The following is a 19,645-nucleotide window of genomic DNA, read 5'->3' as shown; positions in this document are numbered from 1 at the left end:
AGAACACTTAGATTATATGAAAAAATAAGGATTCTAATTCAAGAATCCTTATTTAATAGTTTAATTTATAATGTGTTATGCTTCGACTTGTGTCTGAATTTTTGCCTCTTTCATAATTTCATGAATGTCTTCATCATGAATTTCTTTCTGCTTATCGGCAAATTTAAGAAAGACCTCATAAACATCATCTAACTGAAGCTTGGTTAATTCATACCCTACTTTTTTAGAACGGTAGGCTAAGGCAGCACGACCGCTACGCGCGGTAAGAATGATGGCGCTTTCGGTAACACCAACTTCTTCAGGATCCATAATTTCGTAAGTCTCCCGATTTTTGATCACACCATCTTGGTGAATACCCGAGCTATGAGCAAAGGCGTTAGAGCCCACAACTGCTTTGTTAGGTTGTACCGGCATTCCCATTTTGTCACTCACCATTTTACTGGTATCCCAAAGTAGACGTGAATTGATGTTGGTGTCAAGGCCTAAATCTCGATGTTGACGCAAGATCATCACCACTTCTTCAAGCGCTGTGTTACCAGCACGTTCACCAATTCCGTTTATAGTACATTCTATCTGGCGCGCACCATTGACCACACCGGCAATAGAGTTGGCAGTTGCAAGGCCCAGATCATTATGACAGTGGCAAGATAGAATGGCTTTATCAATACCTTTAACGTTTTCCATAAGGTATTTCATTTTTGCTCCGTATTCTTCAGGTAAGCAATATCCTGTGGTATCAGGAATGTTAAGTACTGTTGCACCTGCTTTTACTGCAGCCTCACAAACACGCGCCAGATACTCATTATCGGTACGGCCAGCGTCTTCTGCATAAAACTCTACATCTTCAACAAATGTTTTAGCATAAGCAACAGCATCGTAAGCACGTTTAATAATGTCCTCACGATTGGACTTAAACTTGTATTTAATGTGTGAGTCGCTGGTACCAATTCCTGTGTGAATACGTGGCTTAACCGCATATTTTAAGGCTTCGGCAGCAACTTCAATATCTTTTTTTACGGCACGGGTAAGACCACACACCGTGGCGTTTTTAACCAAACGCGCAATTTCTTCAACAGATTTAAAATCACCGGGGCTAGAAATAGGGAAACCGGCCTCAATAACATCAACACCCAGCAGGTCGAGACGTTCTGCGATAATTAGCTTTTGTTGTGTGTCTAATTTACAGCCCGGGACTTGCTCCCCGTCTCTAAGCGTCGTGTCAAAAATTTGGACTTTGTTATCGGTCATAGTGCTTTTTTTCTCAATTTAAGTGTGAATATATATATTGGTAGTACTTTTGAGGAGACCAAAGCAAAATAACCTACGATGTTTAAGTAAAAACGTCTTTATTTAAATTACTTATAATCAATGTTTTATGCGTAAAATCATTACAACGGCAAATGATTCAAAAGATTCGCTTTACGTTTTGATAAAGTCGTTGTCCAAGTCAGAAAAACGACAATTTAAACTTTATGTAGGTCGCCTTGACGGAAATGCAGATTCAAAGTATTTACAGCTTTTCAACTTGCTTGATAAAATGAGCAACTATGATGAAAGCATCATTTTGAAGCAAAATATTGTCAAAAAACAACAGCTTTCTAATCTTAAAGCGCATCTCTATAAACAGATTTTGATCTCTTTGCGCTTGAGTCCGGCGCATCAAAATATTCGGGTACAAATACGTGAACAATTAGATTTTGCCACGGTGCTCTATCAAAAAGGCTTATATCAACAAAGCCTTAAATTGTTGGAGAAAGCCAAGCATATGGCGATTGAGAACGAAGAGAAAAATGTGGCCTATGAGATCGTAGAACTTGAGAAAGTCATCGAGTCGCAGTACATCACGCGCAGTATGAGCACGCGCTCAGAAGAACTGGCGAATGAGGCAAAAATTTTGAGTCAGCAGAATTTGATGACCAGCAAGCTCTCTAATCTTTCGCTGCAGCTTTATGGTTTGATGTTGAAAACGGGCTATGTGCGTAGTGATGATGAAAAACGAGAGATTACCAACTTTTTTACAAAGTCGATGCCCAAGTATAAAATGAGTGACTTGGGGTTTCGGGAGAAGCTTTGGTTGAATAAAGCTTACCTCTGGTATAGTTTCCTGATTCAGGATTTTTTATCGTGTTTTAAGTACGCAACACGTTATGTTGAATTGTTTGAAGAGACGCCAGCGATGATCGCACGTAATCCAGTGTTTTACCTCAAGGGGAATCATTATTTGCTAGAGTCATTATTCTTCTTGAAACATCACACCAAATTTGAAGAAGTCCTTGCTCGACTAGAATCGCGTTTGGAATCTACAGATTTTCCGCATAGTGATAACTTGGAGATTTTGGAGTTTCTGTATGTTTACTCGCATAAGCTGAATCACAAATTTATGGTAGGTGATTTTTCTACCGATGACGGACTTATAGAAAAGATTGAAAAATACCTGAAGCAGTCTGGACAACGTATGGATGAGCATCACATTATGGTGTTTTATTACAAGATTGCTAGTCTGTATTTTGGTAATGGCCAAAACAAAAAGTGTATTGAATATCTTGGCAAAATCATCAACAATAAATCGCTCAAAATGCGTGAGGATTTGATGTGTTTTTCACGTATTCTCAATCTGGTTGCGCACTATGAAGCCGGAATGGACTATCATTTGGAAACCCTTTTGAAAAGCACCTATAAATTCTTGATCAAGATGGATGATCTACACGAGGTGCAAAAGGAGATGATTAAGTTCTTAAGAAATCTGGGAGATATTTTTCCGGGAGAATTGAAGAATGAATTTAAAAAATTGAGAAGCAGACTAGAGGTTTATGAAGATGACCCGTATGAGCGCCGTGCTTTTCTTTATCTTGACATTCTTTCCTGGCTTGACAGCCGAATTGAAAACCGGCCCGTTGCCGATATCATCAAAGAAAAAGCATCTTTACTTAACCGATAATTTCATTACATTTTTCTGCTTTGATGCAAACGCAAAATTCCTATTTCAAAAATATTTTACAGCTCAATCTGGCGATGCTTTTGGTCAGCACCAGCGGTGTTTTGGGGAGAGCGGTTACTTTACCGCCGGTGGTAACGATTGGTTGGCGCGCACTTTTAGCGGTCGTTTTCCTGTTGCTTTTTCTAAAGTGGAAATCGATCAGTTTAATTATAGAAAGGAAAGATAGGTTAAAGGTATTTCTCGGTGGAATTTTAATGGGCATCCATTGGGTGGCTTATTTCAAAGCTTTGCAATTGAGTAATGTGGCAATTGGGATGCTCACGATATTTACTTACCCGGCTTTAACCAGCATTTTAGAACCTTTATTGCTGAAATTACCTTTTCAGAAAATTCACCTGTTTTTAGGATTGCTGGTACTTGCCGGCATCGCATTTCTCATTCCTGATTTTGATTTTGAAAATCAGTATACACAAGCGGTAGCGTTTGGTTTAGCTTCAGCATTAGCTTATGCCTTGCGGAATATTTTAATGAAAAAACAAGTCGCTAAATACCATGGAAGTTTATTAATGATGTACCAAGCCTTGATCATTGGAGTTTTACTGATTCCGCTTTCATTTCAAACAAGTATGGAAGCCTTGCAAGACAATTTTATGTGGATCTTGGCTTTGGCGCTCTTGACAACAGCTTTAGGACACACGCTATTTTTGCTGACCTTTAGGTACTTTTCTATTACCACTGCGAGTATAATAAGCAGTGTGCAGCCTGTCTATGGTATTTTATTAGGAATTTTCTTTTTAAATGAAGTTCCTAAATTAGCTACATTAGTAGGAGGCTTGTTGATTATCAGCGCTGTGGTTATTGAAAGTTTGCGTACAGCAAAGAAGAAGTCTTAAAACTTATTTTAGGCAAGCTTGCCATAGTGCATCTTCAGATGGAGGCTCGGCAATAAACGTCATTTCCTTTTTTTGTACGGGATGTACTAACGTTAATTTTCTTGAATGCAAATGAATGCTTCCATCTGGGTTGCTTCGGTCAAAACCGTATTTCAAATCTCCTTTTATCGGGCAACCAATGGCCGATAATTGCGATCTAATCTGATGATGTCGTCCGGTGTGCAAGTCAACTTCCAATAAGGTATAGTTGTTCAACTCCTTAAGCACGCGATACTCTAAAATCCCTTTTTTGCTATCAGAAACTTCGTTAATATGACTGTACGATTTATTCTGCTTAGGATTTCGTTTTAAATAATGAACAAGCCTATCTGAAGTTTTAGGCGGACTTTCTTTTACTAATGCCCAATAGGTTTTTTTCGCTTCTTTGGCAGCAAATAATTTATTGAGTCGGGGTAGTGCTTTTGACGTCCGCGCGAAGATCACGATACCACTGGTGGGGCGGTCTAAACGATGCACAACGCCCAGATAAACAGCGCCTGGCTTATTGTATTTTTCAGCAATGTAGCTTTTTACAACTTCGCTAAGCGGTTTATCCCCGGTTTTGTCACCTTGCACAATATCTCCGGGTCGTTTATTAACGACAATTATGTGATTGTCCTCATAAATAACCTGAAGATTGTCTTTTGTGCTATGTATGGCTTGATTTTTCAGTAGTACCGCTACTTAGTATTGTTCGTCTTCCGAAGGAAAATCTACCGCTTTTACGTCGGTAATATATTGCTCAAAAGCTCCGGTCATTAACGTATGAAGGTCTAGATATCTACGTAAAAATCGCGGACTAAATTCTTTGCTCATTCCAAGCATATCGTGCATTACAAGCACTTGACCGTCAACACCGTTACCGGCACCAATGCCTATTACTGGAATCGTAAGACTTTCAGCTACTTCTTTAGCCAATTTGCTCGGTACTTTCTCAAGAACGACCGCAAAGCAGCCTAATTTTTCAAGGAGTAGCGCATCTTCTTTCAGTTTTTGTGCTTCAGCTTCTTCCTTAGCGCGTACGGTGTAGGTACCAAATTTATAAATAGATTGTGGTGTCAAACCTAAGTGTCCCATCACTGGAATTCCTGCGTGTAAAATACGTTTGATAGACTCTTTAATTTCTTTTCCGCCTTCTAGTTTTAACGCGTGACCACCGCTTTCTTTCATAATACGAATTGCAGAACGAAGCGCTTCTTTAGGATCACTTTGGTAGGTTCCAAAAGGAAGATCAACCACTACCAGCGAGCGTTTTATTGCGCGAATAACTGACGAAGCGTGATAGATCATTTGGTCTAAAGTGATAGGTAGCGTGGTCTCATGGCCCGCCATCACGTTGGATGCAGAGTCTCCTACGAGGATTACATCGATTCCTGCACGGTCTAGAATTTTGGCTGTAGTATAGTCATACGCGGTAAGCATTGCGATTTTCTCACCTTGACTTTTCATTTCGGTTAAAGACTTAACCGTAATTCTTTTGTATTCTTTTTTTGCTGCTGACATAGCACAATTTTTAAATGCGCGTAAAAGTAGTAAATTACTCACGTATTGCCCCACAAAGTAAGCGTTGATATCAGCGACAATCAGCAGGTCAATGCAAAACCTTGTATTCCAATAAAAATTTAAAACCTATACTACTGTGAAAACAATTTTTACACTCATCTGTATCCTTTCCTTTTTTAATCTGAAGGCACAAGAGCCAGAACAAGCTAAGGAAGTAGTGGTAGCCTTTTTTAATGCCTTTCATCAGCAGGACACGCTGGCGATGAAAGAATTGATGTATGATTCAGTAAAGATGCAATCTATTGGGATGAGTAAAGACGGAGAGTTAAAACTTTCTACAAGCAGTTTTGATTCCTTTCTCAAGTCAATCGCCGGCATACCGGAAAATGTAAATTTTGAAGAGCGTATTCTCGACTATCAAACCCGTTCTGATGCGCTTATGGCCAATGTGTGGACGCCTTATGAATTCTATATCAATAGTGAGTTAAGCCATTGCGGTGTCAATAATTTTCAAATGATCTGGGATGAAGGTTCTTGGAAAATATTCTATATCGTTGACACCAGAAACCGGCAAAGCTGTGACTAAACTGCCCTAGTTAAGCCGCAAGCATTGATGAGAAAAATGTTTATTTTCGAAGCAAGCCTCAGAACATTTAAGTCTCGATTATAGTGTAAATAGCTTGGTGTATTTCAGGTATTTAACTATCTTCAAAGTCCCTTAATAATCCCCTCTTAGCGTTAATAGTAAACTTATAGACCGTGAGGGCTTCTCGTCATTTTTATTATACATTTTTTCTTTTAAGCCTCAATTTTTGCTTTGCACAGCAAAGCTTAGATTCCTTGAAAGTGCCTGGATTTAGTGTGGATATTCGCTTCTTAGATGTGCTAGATCCTGCTCGTAAATCGGTTATTGGTCCAAAAAAAGGTGAAATTTTTGAGCAGGTAGCTTTTGATGAAATTGCAAAAATAAAGACGCCAGGTGATTCAGAATTACGTTTTGAATTTATACAAACCGCTCACGATTTTGAACATACTATTCTTAGTACTCAAGCAGAAGGTCTTCCCGTCTCTGCACATTTTTCGCAAGCGTACAAGGGCACTGCAGATGCTGAAAAAAACAACAAGCAGCTTTATGTTTATACCTTACGAAAAAAAGCCTTATTTGCGAAAAAACTACCTAAAATAGCGCTTTCAGAAGGTTTTAAGGATGCAGTCATGCGGCTTGGTCGTGATGTGACTGCCGAAGGTTTTTTGAGTTGGTTTGGAACGCACTATACTACAGAAGTTACGTATGGCGGATTTTTTCTTACCCGTAATAGCATCAATTCTACAGATTTTATCAATTCACCACATTCTGAAGAGGTGTTTAAAACCAAATTACGCATCGCTATAGGTGAGCAACAACGTGGTGAGGTACTGACTGATCCTTATATTCCATTAGGTGAGCCGCAACGCTTTACTCGAGGTGGAAACCCAAATGAGTTTTGGGACAAACGCTGGGAGCAAACGCTCAATCCTAAAAATGCGGTGATCATTGCCGCTCAATATGCCGAACTTTCTGAGTTGCTCACGGTTCAAAATTTTCCTGAAATTGAGGATCTACAGAAAAAGAAAGCCTTGCTTCAAAAAGCAATTGATCACGCAAAGGCTAAAGTGAAAAGTTGGCAGGCTCAAGAAAGCTCTTCGTCCTTCTTTCAGAAATATTCCTTGCAGTTTCGGCAAAAGGTGATTTCAGTGGTTAAAAATAGTACGGGATCGGCTGAAGAAGCTTCGCGCACCAATTATGTAGGCGATCTTTTCTTTGGAAGTTTTAAGGCCAACGGCGACCCTATGACGTCTAAACCGCTGATAGAATATCAGGGAATCGATTTAAATACCTTGCTCACCGATGAGGAGATTGCACTGAATAGAGTACTTGATTTTACGGTCTCTCCCGAGGAACTCAAAGGTGCTTACGTAAGTATATGGGACGACACAAAGAAACTGGTCAAGGGAGATCAAAGAACGACATTACTCATTAGCGGGCCAGAAACCGCTAGGACATCTTTTAAAGAGGCATTGCTCCAGCCGGTAGTTAAAGAAGTTCAAATCACTACCATCGATAAGGATGTATTTACCATTAAATACAGTTTAGAGCAAGTCAAAGAGAACACGACCATCGTAGCATCAGGCAATTTTTATAATTATGCTTTAGATTCAGAATTGGTTTCGGCAGCTGCACGAGGAGATACGACAGCACTGACTGAAAAGTATTTCAACGGAGCTTCGCGCAGTGTAAATGGTGTTGTTGCCGCTGCAGTGCAGAATTTTGAAGATGCTCAAGTGCTTAATAGGATTTTTGATTTAGGAGTACGACCTACAATAAGCGATCTGGATATGGTTTTTGATCCGGATTATTTCAGTAAAGCAAAGGCTTTAGCTTTGCTAGAACGGGGTGCAAAACCAAAGAATAATATGATATTTAAAGCGGTTGCTTTCAGTGCTCCAGAGGTGATTTATGCCTTGCTCAGAGAAGGTGCAAAACCGGTAAATAATGATGTTGCATTTGCGGTTAGAAATAAAGATTACAAAGCGGTAAAAGCTTTAATGAGCGATGAGATCACCCATTTTACTGCAGATACTGAAATGTTAGCGTTAGCAGTTACCCATGGGGATACTGATCTTGTGCAACAGTTTATTGAATTTGGAGCCGAAGCGAATGCGACAATTTTAGCTGAAGCTTTACACGTTGAAGATACACTGATCCTCAACCAAATTCGAAACGTGACGCCAGCATCTACTCAGGTTTTCGAAGTTATTACCGAAGCTGATAATACAGAGCTTTTTACTTATTTTACGAAGAAAGAAGGAGCGCAGTTATCAAATAAGGTCATAACTACCGCAATCTCTAATAATAACCTAGAGATTTTAGCGCTGGCTTTAGAACAAAAAAACTGGGCTGATTATGCTTTAGAACAAGCTATTACTTTAAAAAATACAGCTTCAATTAGATTGAGTTTGGAAAAAGGCGCTAATGTAGATTCGGTTTTTACATACGCGGCAACAGAAAACGATTTTTCTCTTTTTAAAGAAAGTCTAGATCGTTTTCAAGGAAATCCCAAAGCGGCCTTGGCTGTTGCTGTTGACTATAATAAAACTGATTTTGTAAAGTATGTTTTTCAGCAGAAAGAGGCAGAAGTAGATGCCGGTAAACATTTAGCTAGTGTCGTCAAAAATGGAAATCAAGAATTGGTTGAGTTGTTGATCTCAAAAGATGCAGATCCGCAATTGGGCCTCGAGGTAGCTGTACTTTCGGGCAATAGCATTATAGTAGCGTATTTGATTGAAAAGGGAGCCGTTGTAAAAAATCCTGATCTGCTTAAAATTGCATCGAACGTCAAGGACGTTCAGCTTACTAAAGTGTTACTTGAAACACGCCAGATCAACCCAGATTCGATAATGATAGACTTGATCGAGTTGAAGGACCCCCAACTTGTAGAAACCAATTTGAACTACGGTGCGCAGGTCAATTCAGCAGCCCTAACCACCGCAATTGATTCTAAGAACGAAGCAATCGCTCTAAAACTGATGGAGCGTGCCGAAGATTCACTCTTGACCAATACACTCCTTCTTAATGCAGTCCAGAATCAAATGCCAGTTGTGGTATCTCACTTAATAGATCGTTTAAACGCAGCCGATTATGCGTATAAGGTTGCCTTAGATGCGAAACAAATCGATCTGTTAAAACTGGCTATTGCTAAAGGTGGGATCCCTGCTGAGGAAGATATTTTTAAAGCATTAAAATCTGATTTTAAAGAGGCAGTGCCGGTAATGTTAGCGACAGGTCTCAATGCTAAAACCAAAGACAATGAAGGCAACACTGTATTGCATTTTGTTGTTTATAAAGCGCAGGATCAAGATGTAGCACTCGTAGACCAACTTTTAAATTTTGGGTTGAATATCAACGCCAAAAATAAAATAGGAGAGACGCCACTGCATTGGGCTGTAAAAGGTGGCAGCCCTAATAAAAAAATCATTCTAAAATTACTAGAAAAAGGTGCTCTAGCCGAAGCTCAAACGGTCAAAAAACAAACGGTTTTTGATTACGCACAAGATAGAAGCATCAAGCAACTCTTAAAAGATAGTGTTTACCGCTAGCAATCGCTTAACGCTACATTTACTGCCAGACCACCTTCACTGGTTTCCTTATATTTTGAATTCATATCCTTTGCGGTTTGCCACATCGTCTCAATGACTTTGTCAAGTGGGACTTTAGCATTTTTTGCATCGGTGTCTAATGCCATTTCACAGGCATTTATGGCTTTTATCGCACCCATTGCGTTGCGCTCAATACAGGGTATTTGTACTAATCCTGCAATGGGATCACATGTGAGTCCTAAGTGATGTTCCATAGCGATCTCACTTGCCATTAAAACCTGCTCGGGAGTACCGCCCATCAATTCGGTTAAGGCACCGGCTGCCATTGCGCTTGAAACTCCGATTTCAGCTTGACAGCCTCCCATTGCTGCAGAAATAGTAGCACCTTTTTTAAACAAACTACCAATCTCACCGGCAACCAACATAAATTGTCTAATATCTTCAAAGTTTGCATCGTGATTCTCAATAACCATATAATACATCATCACGGCGGGAATCACACCCGCACTACCATTTGTGGGAGCAGTTACCACCCGACCTAGCGAAGCGTTTACTTCATTTACAGCAAGCGCAAAGCAGGAAACCCACTTGAGAATTTGTCTAAATTTTACTTCGGTGCCGCGTATGGCGGTAATCCATTCTTCGGCGTTATTGTAGGCGCAGTCGCCTATCAGATTCTTATGTGAGTCAAATGCCCTACGACGTACGTTGAGTCCGCCCGGTAAAGTGCCCTCGGTGTGGCAGCCGGTATACATAGAGTCGAGCATTACCTTCCAGATTTCCTTCAGTCTAAAATTGATTTCCTCTTCAGAAGCCAGCGATTTTTCGTTTTCAAGAACGAGTTCTGAGATCTTTAAGTTTTCAGCATTACAAAACGCCAGTAATTCTTTTCCAGACTGTATGGGATAGGGAAAACTCTTTAATAATTTTTGCTTGGCTTTAGCGCGTTTGCGTTCTTCTTGAACTACAAAACCACCACCAATAGAGTAGAACGTGTCTGTGGTACGTTTACCTGAGCTTAACAACGCTCTAAACGTGATTCCGTTAGGATGAAAGGGTTTGAATTTCTTGTTGAAAATAATTTGAGTTTCAGCATCAAATTCAATGGGACGCTCGCTGTTAAAGCTTAATTGTTTCTCATTTTTAATACGATCTATAACACCACTGATATCTTCAATAGGAAACTTTTGCGGGTCAAGACCTTCTAAACCTAGAAGAACAGCAATGTCTGTTGCGTGACCTTTTCCTGTGAGAGTCAAGGAGCCGTATAGTTCTACCGTGATTTTTTCAACTTTATCAAAATTGTTCTTTTTCTTCAATTTGGTAATCCACCTGCGGGCAGCGCGCCACGGACCTAAAGTATGGGAACTGGAAGGGCCAACGCCTATCTTCAACATATCAAAAACACTGATGCTTTCTATTTTGCGCATATGAGAAATTTGGTTTCAAATATAGAATAATTAGCATAGCTGAAATTGAAATAGCACATTTGTTAATTAACAGGATTAAATCCATTAATTAGGAATATTTCCATAATTTTGATTTATGGAATTTGAAGATGTAGCACGCGTACAGGTACCCGACGAAGTACACCAGGCAGGAAGTTCAGAGCAAACAGGCTTTCCTAGTCCGGCAACACACTATTTAGAGAGTCGCATTGATCTTAATCGTATTTTAACCCGTAACCGAGATGCTACTTTTTTTATACGCGTTAAAGGCGATGGATACAGAGAATTTCAAATAAATAATGGTGATGTTCTTATAGTTGATAGATCTATGGTTGCTTCTCGCGGTAAACTCGCTGTAGTAGTAAAAGATGGTGAATTTAAGATTGTTAAATTTAATAGGAATGAGACTTCAGGAGAAACGGAAGAGCAATTGCTTTGGGGTGTGATTACCTATGTTATACATCAGATATAATGATTGCACTAGTAGATTGCAATAGTTTTTATGCTTCTTGTGAGCAGGTTTTTCGTCCAGATTTATGGGGAAAACCGGTGGTTGTATTGAGTAATAATGATGGCTGTGTGATTGCAGCCAATAAGGAAGCTAAGGCTCTTACTGATATACCTATGTTTGAACCTGTTTTTAAGATCAAAAAACTATTGATTGAAAATCAGGTTGAGTTTTTTTCTTCTAATTACACATTGTATGGCGAGATGTCCCAGCGCGTGATGAATACGTTGAAACTCTTTTCTCCGGAAGTAGAGATTTACAGTATAGATGAATCTTTTGTTGATTTATCGAATATGCGCTTTGTAGATCTGCGGCAGTATGGGGCTTCTATCAAAGAAACCGTATTTCGCTATACAGGTTTACCCGTTGGCGTAGGTATTGCACCAACCAAAGTTTTAGCAAAGCTGGCAAACAGAATGGCTAAAAAGATTGAAAACTATGACCACGTTTGTGTGCTTGATAACCAAGCAAAATGCATTCAGGCTTTAAAACACGCAGAATTAAAAGATATTTGGGGTATTGGTAAAAAGCACCGAGAGCGCCTTAATAAAAAAGGCATTTTTATGGCCTATCAATTTGCTTATGAAGTTTCGCTAGACTGGGTTCGGAAAAATATGACGGTAGTAGGGGAGCGTATCTGGCGTGAATTACGCGGTGAGTCTTGCTTATCTTTAGAGACATTGCCCCGAGCAAAAAAGGCGATAGGCACTGCAAAATCCTTTGGTTCAAAACTCACCAGCCTTGATTTAATTGAAGAAGCCTGTGCCTATTATATCGCTGAGGTAAGCGAGGTTTTGAGAAAACAAAAATCTTGTGCTCAATATATACAGGTGTTTTTGCAAACCAATTATCACAGCGAGCGCGACAAGCAATATTCTAAAAGTATCACAGTGACTTTGCCTACAGCATCAAATAACACCTATATACTCACCCGTGAGGCTAAAAAAGCTCTTTATAGTATTTACAAACCGGATTATCGCTACAAAAAGGTAGGTGTTAATTTAAGCGGACTTATTCCACAAGAATATGTACAGACCAGTTTGTTTGATGCAGAAATTCCTGCCTCTCGCACCGATCTTATGAATACGATAGATAAGATCAACCAGAAATTTGGAAAATCAACGGTCTCTTCAGCATTGGTTGGTAATCGTATGAATCAATGGGAATTGATTAAAAATGATCGTAGTCCGCGGTACACCACCCAATGGGGTGAGCTGCTTACGATTGATGCATATTAATTTAAAAAATAGGTATCACTGTAGATCGCTTTACTTCATTTAAAACAAAGGTGCTTTTTATTTGAGAAACATTAGGCAAGGCTGCCAGCTTCCCTGATGAAAAAGTATGATACGCCTGTAAATCTTTAACCACAACTTTAAGTAAAAAGTCGTTGGCACCACCCATCAGATAACATTCGACCACTTCAGGAATATTGGCTATGGCCTTGTCAAATGATTCTAAAGCATCTAGCTTTTGACTTTCAAGGGAAACAGAGCAGAAAACCACCATGGCAGTATCTAATTTGGTGGTGTCAAGAACACCCACATACTTCTTAATTATGCCTTCCTGATCATACCTTTTTATGCGTTCGTAAATAGGCGTTTTGGTAAGATTCAGTTGTGAAGCAACCTCTTTAATATTGGTCTTACTATCTTCTTGAAGAATGGCTAACAATTTTTTATCTGTATCATCTAGTTTCATAGTGGGAAAATTTCCGTTGGAAGCGCTTTAAATGGTTGTATTAAACAATAAATTCCTGTTAAAATTATAAAAAAAGGAATTATTATTGATTTAATCATTAATGCAGAAATGGAGTATTGTAAATGGTAATTTTACCAAACAATTTAAAAACTACAACTATGCATCCTGAAAGTCTAATGATGACCCATGGCTATAAGCCCGAACTCTCTGAAGGCGCGATAAAGCCACCTGTTTTTCAAACTTCAACTTTTGTATTTAAAACAGCCGAAGCCGGAAAAGCTTTTTTTGAAGTGGCTTACGGCTTGCGTGAAAAAGCAGATCAGGAAGAATTGGGTCTTATTTACAGCCGCATCAACAATCCCAATCTTGAGATTTTAGAAGACCGTTTGGCGCTTTGGGATAAGGCAGATCAATGTGCGGTTTTTGAAAGTGGGATGTCTGCCATAAGTACGGTATTGCTTGAATTTTTGAAGCCTGGCGATATGTTGTTGTACAGCCGACCAACTTATGGTGGGACCGATCATTTTATCAATCACTTTTTAAAGGAAATAGGAGTAGAGTCCATAGGTTTCAGACCTGATCATAGTGAAGAGGATATTGCTCAACTTATAGAAGAAAGTGGAAAGGCCGATAAGCTCAGTTTAATTTACATTGAAACTCCGGCGAATCCAACGAACGAACTTATAGACATTGTGATGTGTCGCAGATTGGCAGATCGCTTTAGCAGCAATGCTAAAAAAGTTTATTTGGCTACAGACAATACTTATATGGGACCTTTGTGGTGTAGTCCGTTGGAGCACGGTGCAGATATTGTGATGTATTCAGCAACCAAATATTTGGGAGGCCATAGTGACCTGATCGCAGGCGCTGTTTTAGGTGGTGACGAAGTGATGCAACGCATTAAAGTTTTGCGTACATTTTTAGGGAATATGGCTAGTCCGCATACTTGCTGGTTATTGCTACGTAGTTTAGAAACCTTGAAAGTACGTATGGAGCAGCAAGCGCGCACCGCAGAGCGAGTTGCCCAATACCTAATGAAACATCCTAAAATTTTGAAAGTATATTATTTGGGGTGCTTACCTAAAGATTCTGATGCTTATTCACTTTATAAAAGACAATATACTTCTCCGGGAGCCATGATTGCTTTTGAGGTTAAGGGTAAAGAAGCCGAAGCTTTTAAATTTCTGAACAGTCTTAAACTGGTAAAATTAGCAGTAAGCTTGGGTAGTACCGAAAGTTTAGGGCAGCATCCAGCCACAATGACCCACGTGGGGCTTGATCCTGAAATAAAAGAATTTATGGGTATCAACGAGCGACTGGTTCGTCTTTCTATAGGTCTAGAACACGAAGAAGATCTTATTATGGATATTGAAAATGCGTTACGTCAGGTTTAAGGTTATTTGTTTTCTGTTTACTGTTTAAAACAAAATCGTTTGCATTTCTAACATCTCTGGTTTCGAGTCTAATTGATTCAGTTCATATTTCCGTAGCAAACCTATACGCATTGAGCGCATTTTTGCAGACTTGCTGACTTGCCATTAAAGAAATTCTGACAGCTTGTCAGCAAATTTCTAGTGGCACAAAGATTGACTTTAACAGGCTGAACAAAAATTAATAACACTTAAAATTATATATAATGAGTAAAATCATAGGAATTGATTTAGGTACAACTAACTCTTGTGTTGCCGTGATGGAAGGTAACGAGCCGGTGGTTATACCTAATGCAGAGGGTAAAAGAACTACCCCTTCTGTAATAGCATTTGTAGAAGGAGGAGAAATTAAAGTAGGAGATCCTGCAAAGAGACAAGCTGTAACAAACCCAACCAAAACGATTTCTTCTATCAAGCGTTTTATGGGGAATAAATTTAGCGAGTCTTCTAAAGAGGTTGAAGCTTCTGCTTACCAAGTGGTAAAAGGAGATAACGATACTCCTCGTGTAGACATCGACGGTCGTTTATATACTCCACAAGAACTTTCAGCAATGATTCTTCAAAAAATGAAGAAAACAGCTGAAGATTATTTAGGTCAGGAAGTAACCGGAGCCGTAATTACTGTTCCTGCTTACTTTAACGATTCTCAACGTCAAGCAACAAAAGAAGCTGGTGAGATTGCAGGTCTTAAAGTAGAGCGTATCATCAACGAGCCTACGTCTGCAGCACTTGCTTACGGTCTTGATAAGAAAGATAGTGATCAAAAAATTGTTGTATTTGACTTTGGTGGTGGTACACATGACGTTTCTATCCTAGAATTAGGTGACGGTGTATTTGAAGTACTTGCTACTGATGGTGATACACACTTAGGTGGTGATGATGTAGATAGCAAAATCATCAACTGGTTAGCTGAAGAATTTAAGGCAGAAGAAGATATGGATCTTCGTAAGGATCCTATGGCACTTCAACGTTTAAAAGAAGCTGCTGAAAAAGCAAAAATTGAGCTTTCTTCTTCAAATCAAACTGAAATTAACTTGCCTTACGTAACAGCTACTGCAAGCGGACCAAAACACTTGGTACGTACATTAACTCGTTCTAAGTTTGAGCAGTTGATTGACGATCTAGTAAAAAGAACTATTGAGCCTTGTGAGTCTGCGCTTAAAGCAGCAGGTCTTTCTAAGAGCGATATCGACGAGATTATTCTTGTAGGTGGTTCTACACGTATACCTGCAGTTCAAGAAGCTGTTGAGAAATTCTTTAACAAGAAGCCAAGTAAAGGAGTAAATCCTGATGAGGTTGTAGCAGTAGGTGCAGCAATTCAAGGTGGTGTTTTAACTGGTGATGTAAAAGATGTATTATTATTAGATGTAACGCCACTTTCTTTAGGTATTGAAACTATGGGTGGTGTGATGACTAAGTTGATCGAAGCAAACACTACGATCCCAACGAAGAAGTCTCAGGTATTCTCAACTGCAGCTGATAACCAACCAAGTGTTGAAATCCACGTACTGCAAGGTGAGCGTCCAATGGCAAATGACAACAAAACAATTGGTCGTTTCCACTTAGACGGTATTCCACCAGCACAGCGTGGTACTCCTCAAATTGAAGTTACTTTTGATATTGATGCAAACGGTATCATCAAAGTAAGTGCAGAGGATAAAGCGACTGGTAAGAAACAAGATATCAGAATTGAAGCTTCTTCAGGTTTAACAGAAGAAGAAATTCAAAAGATGAAATCTGAAGCGGAGGCAAATGCAGAAGCAGATGCAAAAGCTAAAGAGAAAGTAGATAAATTGAATGAAGCAGATCAAATGGTTTTTCAAACTGAAAAACTATTGAAAGAATCTGGTGATAAATTATCTGCAGATAACAAAACCAAAATCGAAGGTGCTTTAGAAGAATTGAAAAAGGCGCACGCTACCGGAGAGGTAGAAAAAGTACAGCCTGCTCTAGATAACTTGAATGAGATCTGGAAGTCAGCTTCTGAAGAGATTTACAAAGCTCAAGCTGAAGCGCAAGGCGGAGCACAACCGGGACCAGATGCTGGTCAAGCAGCCGGTGGTGATGCTGAAGGATCTTCAGGAAGTGATGTAGAAGACGTAGATTTTGAAGAGGTTAAGTAAACCTTCATAATTTGAGAGTAACCAATTAGATTGGTTGTTTAATACTAGAAAGCCCGATGCTAATGCATCGGGCTTTTTTATTGGCACCGCCAAAGGGTTCAATACTCCGAGGCTTGCCCTAAGGTAGTTTACGGGTGTCGCTAACAGGTATAATACCTAGGGCGCTTGTCTTAATTTTTTTAGAATCGGGAGCTTTAATTACATTCCCAAAGCTCGTTTAACTTCAGACATTAAATCTTTTCCTTTTGCCATAACTAGTCCGGTATCTTTAGAAGAATCTAAGACGTAAAGAAAGCCAAGGTTATCGGCAACCTTTGTTACGAGATCGCGTGCTTGTTGCTTAATAGGATCAAAAAGAACCTTTCTTTTTTCGGCGATTTGTTTTTCAATATTTTGCTGCGTTTGTGCAAGATTACGTTCAATGAGTTCGAGATCGCTTTTACGCTTTTCATTTTCCGCAGGAGAAAGCGTAGATTCTTCATCTTCATATTTTACAAACTTCGCTTGATATTCACGGTACGAAGTCTCAAAATCACGTTGATAGGCTTGTCTTAGTCGGTTAAGCTCGGCTTCAGCTTGTGAGGTTTGTGGCATAAGATTGATTACTTCTTCCATATTGACGTGGGCAACAGTTCCCTGTGCTGATGCGATGCTGCTCACGGTAAGTAATAAAAGGAAGGCAAGGTGCTTAAATTTCATATTTGGGGATATTTCAATTTTAATTCGTTATTCAGCGTATGTTTTAAAGACGCTTGTTTCTTAGATGCGTTTCAATATTTAGGCCAAAACTCAAAATATTCTTAAACCTACGGCTTAATGTTTTGGTTCTTTGCAATTTTACGATTTTAAAAATCTATTTCCGTACATCACATATCTGCTATTCTATGAGTTTTACACTACACCGTATTTTTTCTGTTATTTTCTTTTTAGGTGCTTTGGTTTGTTTTGGTCAAAACAGTAAGTCAGCAAAAGGCTTTAAGGACTATTTCCCTATTGCTGAAAGACCTTTTTTGGCAGCAGGATCTGGTAATAATCCTTATGAACGCATACTTCTAGAGGCAAAACCTGTGGTGTATTACAGTATTTATAATGACATAAGAGAAGCGCTTAATCGAGATACGATAGTTGCCGGTGATGCGGTGTATTTGAGTATTCAGCCGCATTTGCGTATTTATGATGCCAATTCAAAACCTGTGAAAACTCCGTCGTACAAAGCTTTTATGGGCTGGCAATCGATCATTAAAACCGAAAACAACAATTTTTTAACTGCAGCAATAGAAAGTGGGCATTATTCTAATGGTCAAAGCAAATCGGCTTTTAGTGAAGATTTTGAGGATAATACCCCGGAGAGTAGGGCACTTTATGAGGATATCACAGATGATACGAATCTTGCTGAAATACTCAATCGTTCTTCAGGTAATTTTTCTACCAATCTCACACGACTCTCTTTAAATTACCGCATCAATACCTTTGATGAAGACAACTATCCCTTGCAATCGCATTCCTTTACAATTGCTTACCAAATTTATCATAATCGTTTTTTGGGTGTGTTTCAGTTTGGAGGCTACAATCCAGAAGACATCAACATCTACGGAAGGCATCAAATTGAGGCCTGGTATGAGTTTACATCACATTTAAAGAAAATGCGTTACAGTTTAACTCAGCGTGTTTTCTTACATCCTGATGTACATCCTTCTGCTGAAATTTATAGATCAGAGACCAGTGCCACTTTGTATCCCTGGGATGGCGATTTGGGAATTATGGCGCGTTTTAGCTTTGGTTTTGATGATTACAATTATCGTTTTGTTGACAGCTATCCACGGTTTTCTGTTGGATTGACTTGGGATTGGTTTACACCGTTTGTCGTCAAACCAAGAAAAATGCAGGTTCCGCAACAGTAAAAATGATTTACTTTTCTTACTTCAGGAAGATTTAGAAAGGAATATAGAAGTGTTCAGAATAATGTATTAAAAATAATAGAATAGAAGGAATTTTAAGCCTTACAATCAAGAGATCTGCTATATAAACTGAATTGTGTATGCTTGTGAATACTTTTAAAAGAATGCTTTAGTTATTTCGGTATAACTATAGACCATTTTTTTTTGATGCCGGGTCTTTTTTTAACCAAGTAGTGATGCTTTAAATTAAAAGGCTAGGGGTTAGAGCGGATACAAGCAATGAATCGAAAAAGCAGATAGGGTATAGAACCTTTAGTAGCCAAAACTAAAAAAGTCTGCACCGAAGTAACAGACTTTTTTCCAACTTATGTCCCGTCCTGAAATAAGTTGACACAAATTCGACTTATTTATGAAAGACTCAGAAGGAGCTGAGAAGAAACGCACTCAGCGTGATTACAATTTAGGCTTTAAATTGGCGGTTGTATCTCAGGTAGAAAAGGGCGAAATGACTTATAAGCAAGCCCAAAAAGCATATGGTATTCAAGGAAGGAGTACTGTTTTGGTTTGGTTACGCAAACACGGTAACTTAGACTGGAGTAAACCAAAGACAAGACTTACCTGTAACACAATGAAAGAAACACCTGCTCAAAAGATCAAGAGGCTTGAAAAAGAGCTATCAGATGAGAAGCTTAAAAATAAGATTCTCAACACGATGATCGACATCTCAGATCAGCAATACGGAACTTCTATTCGAAAAAAGCATTTGCCCAATCAATCCAACGAATCCGGCAAGAACACCGACTAAGCCTGTCACGTTGTTGCAGATTGTTTGGGATAAGCAGACAGGCTGTCTATCAATCAGAAAAGCGAGAACAGATAAGAGCTGATGAACTTGCTTTAATCAAACCGCTGATTTTAAGGGTCCGCCGGCAAATGCCAAGGCTAGGCACTCGTAAACTGTATTATTTACTCAAGGTTGAGTTTCAAAAGGATGGGAGTTAAAATAGGCAGAGATGCCCTATTTGAC

At 39.2% G+C, this 19,645-nt stretch carries 15 protein-coding genes and 1 pseudogene; 10 read left to right on the top strand and 6 right to left on the bottom strand.

Going from position 1 to position 19,645, the window contains the following annotated elements; translation table 11 throughout:
- Nucleotides 1-75: 75 nt before the first annotated feature.
- The gene (locus MED217_RS10800; protein WP_009780557.1) at nucleotides 76-1,248 is read right to left on the bottom strand and encodes a 2-isopropylmalate synthase; all 1,173 of its coding nucleotides are present in this window, start codon (nucleotides 1,246-1,248) and stop codon (nucleotides 76-78) included.
- A gap of 127 nt (nucleotides 1,249-1,375) precedes the next feature.
- On the opposite strand from MED217_RS10800, the gene MED217_RS10795 reads away from it, so the two are divergent.
- Both MED217_RS10795 and MED217_RS10790 read left to right on the top strand, forming a co-directional pair.
- Nucleotides 1,376-2,938 carry a hypothetical protein gene (locus tag MED217_RS10795; protein WP_009780556.1) on the top strand — a complete coding sequence of 521 codons (1,563 nt, stop codon included), beginning with the start codon at nucleotides 1,376-1,378 and terminating at the stop codon, nucleotides 2,936-2,938.
- Nucleotides 2,939-2,961: 23 nt separating this feature from the next.
- Nucleotides 2,962-3,831 carry a DMT family transporter gene (locus tag MED217_RS10790; protein WP_009780555.1) on the top strand — a complete coding sequence of 290 codons (870 nt, stop codon included), beginning with the start codon at nucleotides 2,962-2,964 and terminating at the stop codon, nucleotides 3,829-3,831.
- A 3-nt stretch (nucleotides 3,832-3,834) separates the two neighbouring features.
- Here MED217_RS10790 and MED217_RS10785 read toward each other — a convergent pair whose 3' ends face one another.
- Nucleotides 3,835-4,542: an RluA family pseudouridine synthase gene (locus MED217_RS10785; protein ID WP_040532759.1), complete on the bottom strand. Its 708-nt coding sequence runs from the start codon at nucleotides 4,540-4,542 to the stop codon at nucleotides 3,835-3,837.
- Between the two features lie 12 nt (nucleotides 4,543-4,554).
- Nucleotides 4,555-5,373, bottom strand: coding sequence for a 3-methyl-2-oxobutanoate hydroxymethyltransferase (panB, locus tag MED217_RS10780; RefSeq protein WP_009780553.1), 819 nt, complete (start codon nucleotides 5,371-5,373; stop codon nucleotides 4,555-4,557).
- A 136-nt stretch (nucleotides 5,374-5,509) separates the two neighbouring features.
- Here panB and MED217_RS10775 point away from each other — a divergent pair, with 136 nt between their 5' ends.
- Together MED217_RS10775 and MED217_RS10770 are read left to right on the top strand one after the other, a co-directional pair.
- Nucleotides 5,510-5,959, top strand: a complete 450-nt coding sequence (locus MED217_RS10775) for a hypothetical protein (protein ID WP_009780552.1) — start codon at nucleotides 5,510-5,512, stop codon at nucleotides 5,957-5,959.
- Between the two features lie 260 nt (nucleotides 5,960-6,219).
- A complete protein-coding gene (locus MED217_RS10770) occupies nucleotides 6,220-9,510 on the top strand; it encodes an ankyrin repeat domain-containing protein (RefSeq protein WP_230199294.1) in 3,291 nt (1,096 codons plus the stop codon).
- Here the strand turns inward: MED217_RS10770 and MED217_RS10765 are convergent.
- Entirely contained in the window at nucleotides 9,507-10,940 is a 1,434-nt protein-coding gene (locus MED217_RS10765; protein WP_009780550.1) for an L-serine ammonia-lyase, read from the bottom strand. The genes MED217_RS10770 and MED217_RS10765 overlap by 4 nt on opposite strands.
- Nucleotides 10,941-11,055: 115 nt before the next feature.
- On the opposite strand from MED217_RS10765, the gene MED217_RS10760 reads away from it, so the two are divergent.
- Complete coding sequence (locus tag MED217_RS10760; RefSeq protein WP_009780549.1) at nucleotides 11,056-11,430, top strand: S24 family peptidase; 375 nt, start codon at nucleotides 11,056-11,058, stop codon at nucleotides 11,428-11,430.
- Nucleotides 11,430-12,704, top strand: coding sequence for a Y-family DNA polymerase (locus tag MED217_RS10755; protein WP_009780548.1), 1,275 nt, complete (start codon nucleotides 11,430-11,432; stop codon nucleotides 12,702-12,704). Before MED217_RS10760 ends, MED217_RS10755 begins: the two co-directional genes overlap by 1 nt.
- 1 nt (nucleotide 12,705) lies before the next feature.
- On the opposite strand, the gene MED217_RS10750 is transcribed toward MED217_RS10755, so the two are convergent.
- Complete coding sequence (locus MED217_RS10750) at nucleotides 12,706-13,167, bottom strand: Lrp/AsnC family transcriptional regulator (protein ID WP_009780547.1); 462 nt, start codon at nucleotides 13,165-13,167, stop codon at nucleotides 12,706-12,708.
- A 122-nt stretch (nucleotides 13,168-13,289) separates the two neighbouring features.
- Between MED217_RS10750 and MED217_RS10745 the strand changes: the two genes are divergently transcribed.
- The gene (locus tag MED217_RS10745) at nucleotides 13,290-14,561 is read left to right on the top strand and encodes a cystathionine gamma-synthase family protein (RefSeq protein ID WP_154648933.1); all 1,272 of its coding nucleotides are present in this window, start codon (nucleotides 13,290-13,292) and stop codon (nucleotides 14,559-14,561) included.
- A gap of 242 nt (nucleotides 14,562-14,803) precedes the next feature.
- The gene (dnaK, locus tag MED217_RS10740) at nucleotides 14,804-16,720 is read left to right on the top strand and encodes a molecular chaperone DnaK (protein WP_009780545.1); all 1,917 of its coding nucleotides are present in this window, start codon (nucleotides 14,804-14,806) and stop codon (nucleotides 16,718-16,720) included.
- Nucleotides 16,721-16,918: 198 nt separating this feature from the next.
- Here dnaK and MED217_RS10735 read toward each other — a convergent pair whose 3' ends face one another.
- Complete coding sequence (locus MED217_RS10735; protein ID WP_009780544.1) at nucleotides 16,919-17,419, bottom strand: OmpH/Skp family outer membrane protein; 501 nt, start codon at nucleotides 17,417-17,419, stop codon at nucleotides 16,919-16,921.
- A gap of 185 nt (nucleotides 17,420-17,604) precedes the next feature.
- Here MED217_RS10735 and MED217_RS10730 point away from each other — a divergent pair, with 185 nt between their 5' ends.
- The gene (locus tag MED217_RS10730; protein WP_009780543.1) at nucleotides 17,605-18,621 is read left to right on the top strand and encodes a hypothetical protein; all 1,017 of its coding nucleotides are present in this window, start codon (nucleotides 17,605-17,607) and stop codon (nucleotides 18,619-18,621) included.
- 406 nt (nucleotides 18,622-19,027) lie between these two features.
- Nucleotides 19,028-19,645, top strand: a pseudogene (locus MED217_RS19235) (IS3 family transposase); the annotation flags it as partial.

This window comes from Leeuwenhoekiella blandensis MED217 (assembly GCF_000152985.1).
Classification (GTDB): Bacteria; Bacteroidota; Bacteroidia; order Flavobacteriales; family Flavobacteriaceae; genus Leeuwenhoekiella; species Leeuwenhoekiella blandensis.
The sequence above is the reverse complement of the archived record's forward strand: the minus strand, read 5'-3'. Positions and strand labels throughout refer to the sequence as shown.